Source organism: uncultured Friedmanniella sp., assembly GCF_964244005.1.
In the GTDB taxonomy this organism is placed as follows: domain Bacteria; phylum Actinomycetota; class Actinomycetes; order Propionibacteriales; family Propionibacteriaceae; genus Microlunatus.
Window position 1 is genome coordinate 89,589 of record NZ_CAXTHG010000005.1, and the last position, 7,880, is coordinate 97,468.

Sequence of the window (7,880 nt, forward strand, 5' to 3'; positions counted from 1 at the left end):
AGAGGCCACTCATGGCTCGAATCACCCTCGCCTACGTCGGCGGCGGCTCGTCGCGCGCGGCCGGCACGATGGCGTCGCTCCTGGCGCACGGTAGTGAGTTCGACGGTTCACACGTCGTGCTGATCGACCAGCGCGCCGACACCCTCGAGCTCGTCGCGACCATCGCCCGCAAGATGGTGACGGCCCGGGGCCTCGACATCACGATCGAGGCCACCACCGACCAGCGGGCCGGGCTCACCGGTGTTGACGCCGTGCTCTCCAGCTATCGTCCCGGCGGCTTCGACATGCGGCTGCAGGACGAGCTGATCCCGATGCGGCACGGCGTGATCGGTCAGGAGACCCAGGGACCCGGCGGGATGATGATGTCGTTCCGCTCGATCGTCGCCATGCAGTCGATCCTGGCCGACCTCGACGCCGTCGCCCCGAACGCGGTGATCTTCAACTACACGAACCCGGTCAACATCGTCTCCCAGGCGGTCACCCTGCACAGCGACCGGCTCATCCTGTCGATGTGCGAGGGCCCGATGACCTTCTGGCAGCCGGTGCTGCGGACGGCCGGGCTGGATCCCGACCGGGCCGAGGTGCTGATGGCGGGGGTCAACCACAACTGCTGGTCGACCGTGCACACCTACGACGGCGAGGACCTGCTGCCGCACCTGGCGGCGGGCTACGAGCGGATCGCCGACGACCCGACCGTGCCGGTGTGGGACAAGAGGATGCTGCACCTGGCCGTGGCGACGGGGTCGGTCCCGGCGGACTACTTCCGCTACTACTACTTCGGCGCGGAGTACTTCCGCGAAGCCCAGTCCCGCCGGCTCACTCGGGCCGGCGTCCTGCTCGACGCGCTGCCGGGCTACTGGCAGCACTACGCCGAGCAGGCCGAGCAGCCGGCGCCCGAGCTCGACCCGACCCGGTCCCGGGGCGGCATCCACGAGCTCGAGCTGGCCATCGACGTGATGGCGGCCTACTACAACGACGAGAGCAACCGGCTGCCCGTCAACCTGCCGAACGTGGACCAGGCCCTACCCGGCTTCGACGCCGACACCGTCGTCGAGGTCTGGTGCGACGTGGACGCCACCGGGGCACACCCGGTCCCACAGCAGCCGCTGCCGCACGCCGTCCGCGGGATCACGCAGACGCTGGCCGAGTTCCAGCGGCTCGCCGCCGAGGCGGCCTGGGGCGGGACCCGGGCTGACGCCGTCCGGGCTCTGGTCGCGCACCCGTTCGTCGGGAACCTCCACGTCGCCGAGGAGCTCTACGACGAGCTGGCCTACGCCAACCGCGACTACCTGCCCGAGCGGCTCCTGCGGTGAACCCGGGCCGGCCGCCGGTCGTGCTCGGCGTCGACGCGGGCAACAGCAAGACCGTCGCCGTCGTCGCCAACGCGACCGGTGAGGTACTGGGGTACGGTCGGGCCGGCTGCGGCGACATCTACGGGGTCGGCGCCGAGCCGGGGGCGGTCGTCGAGGTGCTGGCCGCGGTCGGGCGGGCCCTGGCCATGGCCGGAGCCCGCTGCGAGGACTTGTCCGACGGTGCGCCCCTGACCCCGTCGGTGCTGACCAACGCCGCGTTCTGCCTGGCCGGGATCGACTGGGACGACGACCTCGCCTTCTGGCGCGCCGAGCTGGCCCGCACGATGCCTGGCCTCGGCCGGTTCAGCCTGCACAACGACGGCTTCGCCCTGCTCCGGGCCGGGAACCCCGACGGCCGTGGCGTCGCGGTCTCGGTCGGGACCGGTGGCGCCGTGGTGGCCCGCGGCCCGACGGGCACGGAATGGAGTGCGTCGTTCTGGATCGTCGACGGCGCCGGCGGCACGAGCCTGGGGGCCGAGGCGTACGCGGCGGTGGTCCGGGCCGACCTCGGCATCGGTCCGTCGACCACGCTGACCGACGCCCTGCTCGCCGAGCACGGCTACCGCGACGTCGAAGCCCTGCTCGTCGGCACCACCGGCCGCGGCACCGCACCGGTCCGGCACGCCGCTTTGGCGCGTGCTGTCCTCGACGCCGCTCGTGACGGCGACGACGTGGCCGCGACCATCGTCACCGAGCAGGCACGCGGGCTGGCCGACTACGCCGAGGCTGCGGCCCGGCGCGTGGGCTTTGGTGCCGAGGAGGTCCCGGTCGTCCTCGGCGGATCGGTGTTGAGCAGCGCCAACCCGGCGCTCCGCAACGCCACGACGACAGCGCTCCTCGAGCGGATCAGGGCCTGCCGGGTGGTCCTGACGCCTCGCTCGCCGGTGGTCGGAGCCGTCGCGGAGGCCTTGGCCGAGAGCCCGGCGGGACTGCGGCCCGACGCGCTGGCCCGGCTCACAGGCTTTGAGTTCCCGGCGGAGTTCCTCCTCACCTGAGCGGTGTCCGCGTCAGGCACTCGCTCAGCCGCCGTGCGCCTCGACGGTGGCTCGGACCCCGTGGGCGTCGCCGGTGGTCCGGACCCCGTGGGCGGCTCGGAGGTGGCCGGCCGTCGGGGTCGGCGTGCCGCCGAGCAAGACTGTTGCTGTGGATGGGAAGGTGCGCATCGTGGAGGACTCCTCGACAGAGGGACGCGCAGAGGCGCCAAAGGGGTGACGATCCAGCAGACACAGACAGACCAGGCTGTCCGTGCCACTCGGCCAGAGACGTTCGTGATTCGTCCCGGACGTTCTCGGCGGATGCAACCGGTTGGTCGAGCGTCAGCACCATCGGCGACGGCCGACCCGAGTGGCGAGGTCACCCACAGTGGAGGTGCGGGAGACCGCGTTCGCACCACGACCGGGATCCGCTGACCGTCCTGGCCGAGCTCTTTCGGCGCGCACCTCCCGATCGCGCCGACCAGGGCCTGACCAGAAGCGCCGACGACGAGCGTACGGGCGGGAAACCTGTTCCTGCCCCAGCTCACCGACGTGCGGGACGCGCACCGCGGGCGCCTGCCAGACCGGTCGTTGCTGACCCTGTCATCGTGGTGCGCCACGCGGTTCCCTGTCCGGCGGCTTGACCCCGATGGCCGCCCGGTAGGCGCCCTTCTTGACGTGGAAGGCGACGATCCCGCCGACGATGGTCAGGGCGAGGATGATGAGCGCGAAGTACTGCAGCAGCGGGCTGGTGCCTTCGGGGTCGAAGACCTCTTGGCGGGGCCACGCCAGGTTGACGGCCATGGCGACGCCCCAGACGACGGCGAGGATGTTCACCGCCAGCCCCCAGCGTCCGAGGCTGAAGACGGGGACCCCGGTCTCGTCGTTCTGCGGCCCGAGCTCGGCGGGCCAGCCCGTGAGCCGCCGGTAGAGCATGGGGGCCGTGACGCAGAGGTAGGCGAGGTTGAGCAACACGATGCAGGTGCTCGTCAGGGCGGTGAAGACGCCGGCGTGACCGAGGTTGATCAGCAGCAGGGCAGCCGCCCCGACGCCGACCAGGACGGAGGCATCGACGGTGGCGCCCCGTCTGGACACCGTCCGCAGCTTGCGTGAGAAAGGCAGCACCTCGTCGCGGGACATCGAGTAGATCATCCGGGTCGTCGCCGTCTGGATGGCCAGCGTGCACACCGACGCAGCGAGCACCACGTCGACCAGGAACACCCGTCCCCACACGTCGCCGAGCCGGCTGGTGACCACGTAGGCCAGGCCGCCGCGGGAGAGGTCGTCGCCGAGCGTGGGGCTGGCCATCAGGGCGCTGATCAGGATCAGGCCGCCGCCGATCCCGGAGAGGACGAGGGCCCGCAGGATCGTCCGGGGGTGGTGCGGCGCGGGTCGTGCGTCTCCTCGGCCAGCTCGCCGGCGGAGTCGAAGCCGACCAGCACGTACCCGCCCATCAGACCGGCGGCGAGCAACGAGCCAACGCTGGTGACGCCGCTCGTGTCGAGGACGATGCCGGGCCCGCGGACCGAGGTGGAGAAGAAGGCGACGATCAGCAGCGCCACCCCGATCAGCTCAGCGGTGACGCCGACGGCGTTGACGATCGCCATCACCGGACCGCGACGGAGTTGATCACGGTGGTGATGATCAGCACGACCACACCGAGCAGGATCGCGTTGGTGGCCCCGGTCAGGGTGGCGATCGACGGGTCACCGCCGACGACCTGGAAGCCGCTCCAGATCGCGGGAAGCACCGCCTGCATGGCGATCGCGGCGGCGGCCACGGTGACGATCTGCGCGATGATCATGGTCCAGCCGGCGAACCAGCCCACGATGTGGCCGCCCAGCCGGCGGGCCCACTGGTAGATGGCGCCCGAGAGCGGGTACCGCGCGGCGAGCTCGGCGAAGCAGAGCGCCACCATCAGCTGGCCGAGGAAGACGGCCGGCCAGGTACAGAACATGAACGGACCAGCAAAGCTGGAGCCAAAGCCGAAGAGCTGGAAGACCGTGGTGAGGATCGAGACGAACGAGAAGCCGGCGGCGAACGAGGCGTAGCTGCCGATCGAGCGGTGCAGCTCCTGCTCGTACCCGAACTCGCTGAGCTCTGAGGCCATCTCCTGGCTGGGGGAGACGAGCGGTGGTGTTCCTTCGGCAACGGCCATGGGCGGGTCCTTCTGTCCTCGGAGCCCCCGGGGGAACGGGGACCAACAGATCGACCTCCCGGGCTTTTGTCCCGCCGTGGAGCAGTCCGTACCTCGTAGTACGGCGCTGCTTGCCCCTCTCGGTCCAGACCCGGTCGCAAGCAGCCGGCGGAACCCTAGGCGGGTGGGGTCAAACGCCGACCTGCTGCGCGGCACCCGGGCACGCACCGGGCTACGTTGCCGTCGTCGCGGAGAGAACACCGCTATCCGACTCCTCCGGCGCTTGCCCGGCACGTACCCGGGCACCTGCTCGCTACGGCCGCCGTTCGACACCACCCTCCTAGGCGCGCCCTACCTGTGACAGGTCCTGCACAGGACCACCAAGAGCCGATTACGGCCCGAGCGGAGCCGCGTTACAGGCGGCGAGAGGAATCGACCGCTCCGTTACGCGGATGAGTCCGCCCGATCTCGTGTCGACGCACGTCCAAAGCCGTGATGTGAGGCGCCCGTGCGACCTCGAACTGGTCCGGCCCACCTGGTGACCCGCGGCAGGGCCCTGTCTATTCTCAGAAGGCCACGAGGGCACGACCGACGAGGGTGGCCGTACCGGTCCAGGACAAGACGGCCTCGAGAGGTTGCCATGACTCAAGAGCCGCACTCCCACAGTGACGCCTTCGCCTCGCGCGAGGGCAAGTGGGCGCAGGAGGCCGAGGAGCGGATCTCGCTCTTCCGCCACGACGAAGAGATCGAACGGGGCCTGGCCTTCGGGCTGCAAGGCTCGCCCACCCTGGTCGACAAGACCATCCCGACCTTCTCCCGCGGCGAGCTGCCGCACTTCGCGGGAGAGCGCGGCACCTTCCTCAACGCGCCCTTCATGGAGGACGTCAACCAGATCGACGACGCGGAGGTGGCGATCTTCGGCGCGCCGCTCGACTCGGGGGCGACGTACCGACCAGGGACGCGGTTCGGACCGACCGGCATCAGGCGGTCCACCAACCTGTTCGGCACCTACTGCTACGAGCTCGGCGTCGACCTGCGCGAGCAGCTGAACATGGTCGACATCGGCGACATCTTCACCATCCCGGGCAGCCTGGAGAAGTCGTTCGACCAGATCAGCCAGGCGATGTCGCACGTCGCGAGCCGCGGGGTCTTCCCCGTCATCCTCGGCGGCGACCACTCCATCGGCTACCCGACGATCCGCGGCCTGTCACCGCACGTGGACGGCAACATCGGGATCATCCACTTCGACCGGCACGTCGACACCCAGGAGACCGACCTGGACGAGCGGATGCACACCACGCCGTGGTTCCACGCGACCAACCTCAAGAACGCCCCGGCGACCAACCTGGTCCAGGTCGGGATCGGTGGCTGGCAGAGCCCCCGCGCGGGCGTGAAGGTCGGCCGGGAGCGCGGCACCACCGTGATCACCGTCGGCGACGTCGAGCGGGTGGGGATCGAAAAGGTGGTCGAGGTCGCGCTGGAGACAGCGTGGAAGGACGCGAAGGCGGTCTATCTCTCCTTCGACATCGACGTGATCGACGCCGGGTTCGTGCCCGGGACGGGCTGGCCCGAGCCCGGCGGCCTGCTGCCGCGCGAGGCGTTGAACATGGTGCGGATGATCGCCGCCGAGGGCCTCGACGGCCTTGAGATCGTCGAGTGCTCCCCGCCGTACGACTGGGCGGAGCAGACCGCGCTGCTCAGCTCGCGGATCGTGCTGGACTCCCTGGGCTCGCTGGTCCGTGCCGGTCACCTGGGCAAGAAGGCCGCCGTCCGTGACCGGCACGCCTGGGGTCCGCAGCCCGAGTAGCGCTCAGGCCGTTCGGTCGGCTCCCTCTGTGGTGAACCAGGCATCAGAGCTGGCTTCCCAGCCCGGCATGTCGGTCCCCAACACCCGGGAATGCTCGGACTGGTCTTTGCCCGGGAGGTGGGCGTCTCGACCCGAGCTGAATCGCTTCAGGGGGCGGGCGAGGGCTTCGACCTGCGCGGCAGCTGCGCCTCGACAGGCCACCCCTCGCCCTCGCCGCTGTCCCCGGCCCGCCCCGCCCCATCGGTCACCTGATGATCGGGGTCGAGGCCCTCGGGGCCGTCGACCGGGCGCTCGATGCCGTGGTACGAGGCCCGTACGGGGTCAGACCTGCCTGTCATGGGGAATCTGCGCAGCAGATCATCAGCGCGGAAGCCACCGATCGGCACGCGATGAGACGGGTCACCCCGCTGGTCGGTGGGCGCAGTCTTCGACCTTCTTCAGCACCCGGAGGGCGTTGCCGCCGAGGATGCCCGCGACCTCGGAGGGCGCGAAGCCGACGTCGAGGAGCGCGCAGGTCACGCTCGGCAGGTCGGCTTCGCCGCCGTACCCGGACATCACCCCGGGCACGCCGTTCATGTCGGTGCCGATGGCGAGGTGGTCGGGCCCGATGCTGGTGGCGATGTGCCGGGCGTGCGCCATCAGGTCGGCGACGTCGTGGACCCCGGTACGTCGGGTCCGGAACGGCCAGAGACCGACGACGCCGCCAGTCGCGGCGATCGACCGCAGCTCGTCGTCGGTGAGGTAGCGCGGAAAGTCCTGCAGGGCGCGCGCGCCGGTGTGCGAGGACACGACGGGAGCGGTCGCGGCCTCGACGACGCCGAGCAAGGTGGCGCGGTCGCAGTGAGCGACGTCGACCAGGACGCCGCGCTGGTTCATCCGCTCGACGGCCCGGACGCCGAGGGCACTGAGTCCCGGTGTGGTCCGGCGCCGGACGGGGAGCGGTCCCGCGTACCGCTGCCACGGCAGGCAGGTCGTGCCCAGAGCGTTGTCGCCGAGGTGGACCAGCACGACCACCCGGACGCCCCGCTCGTACCAGGCGTCCACCCCGTCGACCTCGTGTCCGAGGGCGTCGGCTCCCTCGACCCCGAGCAGGACCGCGGGCACCTCCCGGGCCCTTGCGCCCGTCAGGCCCGCGACCGAGTCGACGACGACGGCACCGGCCGCGGCGGCCTGGCGCTCGATGAGGGCGAGCTGCCGCTCGACCGCGTCCCACGGGCTCTGGCCGACGTACCAGCGGGTCACGATGGGGTCGCCCACCGCCTTCGCCACCGCCGCGTCCACCCCACCCGCGCGGAGCGCGTCGAACCCGACCTCGGCCGGCGCCCCTGGGGTGAGCGCCCGCCACAGCGTCCGGAACGGCTGCGGGACAAAGCGCGGGCCGTGCGTGTGCAGGTCGAACACGAACGACTGCTGATGGAGCCGTTCGCTGTACCCTCTGCCTCCGCTTCGCTCCGGCGCGGATCGCGCTCGAACCCTCCGTCGACGTCGTCGTCGGTGAACGAAAAGCGTGTTCACCGTCTCCTCCTTTCGACGCAGGCGCGCGATCCGTATTCTTTGCCTCCGCTTCGCTCCGGCGCGGATCGCGCTCGAACCCTCCGTCGACGTCGTCG

At 70.9% G+C, this 7,880-nt stretch carries 8 protein-coding genes; 3 read left to right on the forward strand and 5 right to left on the reverse strand.

Annotation, left to right across the window (positions count from 1 at the left end):
- Window positions 1-11 precede the first annotated feature (11 nt).
- Together ACFE76_RS04790 and ACFE76_RS04795 are read left to right on the forward strand one after the other, a co-directional pair.
- Window positions 12-1,313: a glycoside hydrolase gene (locus ACFE76_RS04790; protein ID WP_375430602.1), complete on the forward strand. Its 1,302-nt coding sequence runs from the start codon at window positions 12-14 to the stop codon at window positions 1,311-1,313.
- A complete protein-coding gene (locus ACFE76_RS04795) occupies window positions 1,310-2,347 on the forward strand; it encodes an N-acetylglucosamine kinase (protein ID WP_375430603.1) in 1,038 nt (345 codons plus the stop codon). Before ACFE76_RS04790 ends, ACFE76_RS04795 begins: the two co-directional genes overlap by 4 nt.
- 24 nt (window positions 2,348-2,371) lie before the next feature.
- Here ACFE76_RS04795 and ACFE76_RS04800 read toward each other — a convergent pair whose 3' ends face one another.
- The 4 genes from ACFE76_RS04800 to ACFE76_RS04815 form a co-directional block, all read right to left on the reverse strand.
- On the reverse strand, window positions 2,372-2,515 hold the full coding sequence (locus ACFE76_RS04800; RefSeq protein ID WP_375430604.1) for a hypothetical protein: 144 nt from the start codon (window positions 2,513-2,515) through the stop codon (window positions 2,372-2,374).
- A 414-nt stretch (window positions 2,516-2,929) separates the two neighbouring features.
- Window positions 2,930-3,694 carry an amino acid permease gene (locus tag ACFE76_RS04805; RefSeq protein ID WP_375430688.1) on the reverse strand — a complete coding sequence of 255 codons (765 nt, stop codon included), beginning with the start codon at window positions 3,692-3,694 and terminating at the stop codon, window positions 2,930-2,932.
- Entirely contained in the window at window positions 3,652-3,933 is a 282-nt protein-coding gene (locus tag ACFE76_RS04810; protein WP_375430605.1) for a hypothetical protein, read from the reverse strand. Before ACFE76_RS04810 ends, ACFE76_RS04805 begins: the two co-directional genes overlap by 43 nt.
- Window positions 3,933-4,484, reverse strand: a complete 552-nt coding sequence (locus tag ACFE76_RS04815; RefSeq protein WP_375430606.1) for an amino acid permease — start codon at window positions 4,482-4,484, stop codon at window positions 3,933-3,935. The genes ACFE76_RS04810 and ACFE76_RS04815 overlap by 1 nt, the downstream gene beginning before the upstream one ends.
- A gap of 619 nt (window positions 4,485-5,103) precedes the next feature.
- Here ACFE76_RS04815 and ACFE76_RS04820 point away from each other — a divergent pair.
- A complete protein-coding gene (locus ACFE76_RS04820) occupies window positions 5,104-6,270 on the forward strand; it encodes an agmatinase family protein (RefSeq protein WP_375430607.1) in 1,167 nt (388 codons plus the stop codon).
- Between the two features lie 399 nt (window positions 6,271-6,669).
- Here ACFE76_RS04820 and ACFE76_RS04825 read toward each other — a convergent pair whose 3' ends face one another.
- Entirely contained in the window at window positions 6,670-7,785 is a 1,116-nt protein-coding gene (locus ACFE76_RS04825; RefSeq protein ID WP_375430608.1) for a dipeptidase, read from the reverse strand.
- Between the last annotated feature and the right edge of the window lie 95 nt (window positions 7,786-7,880).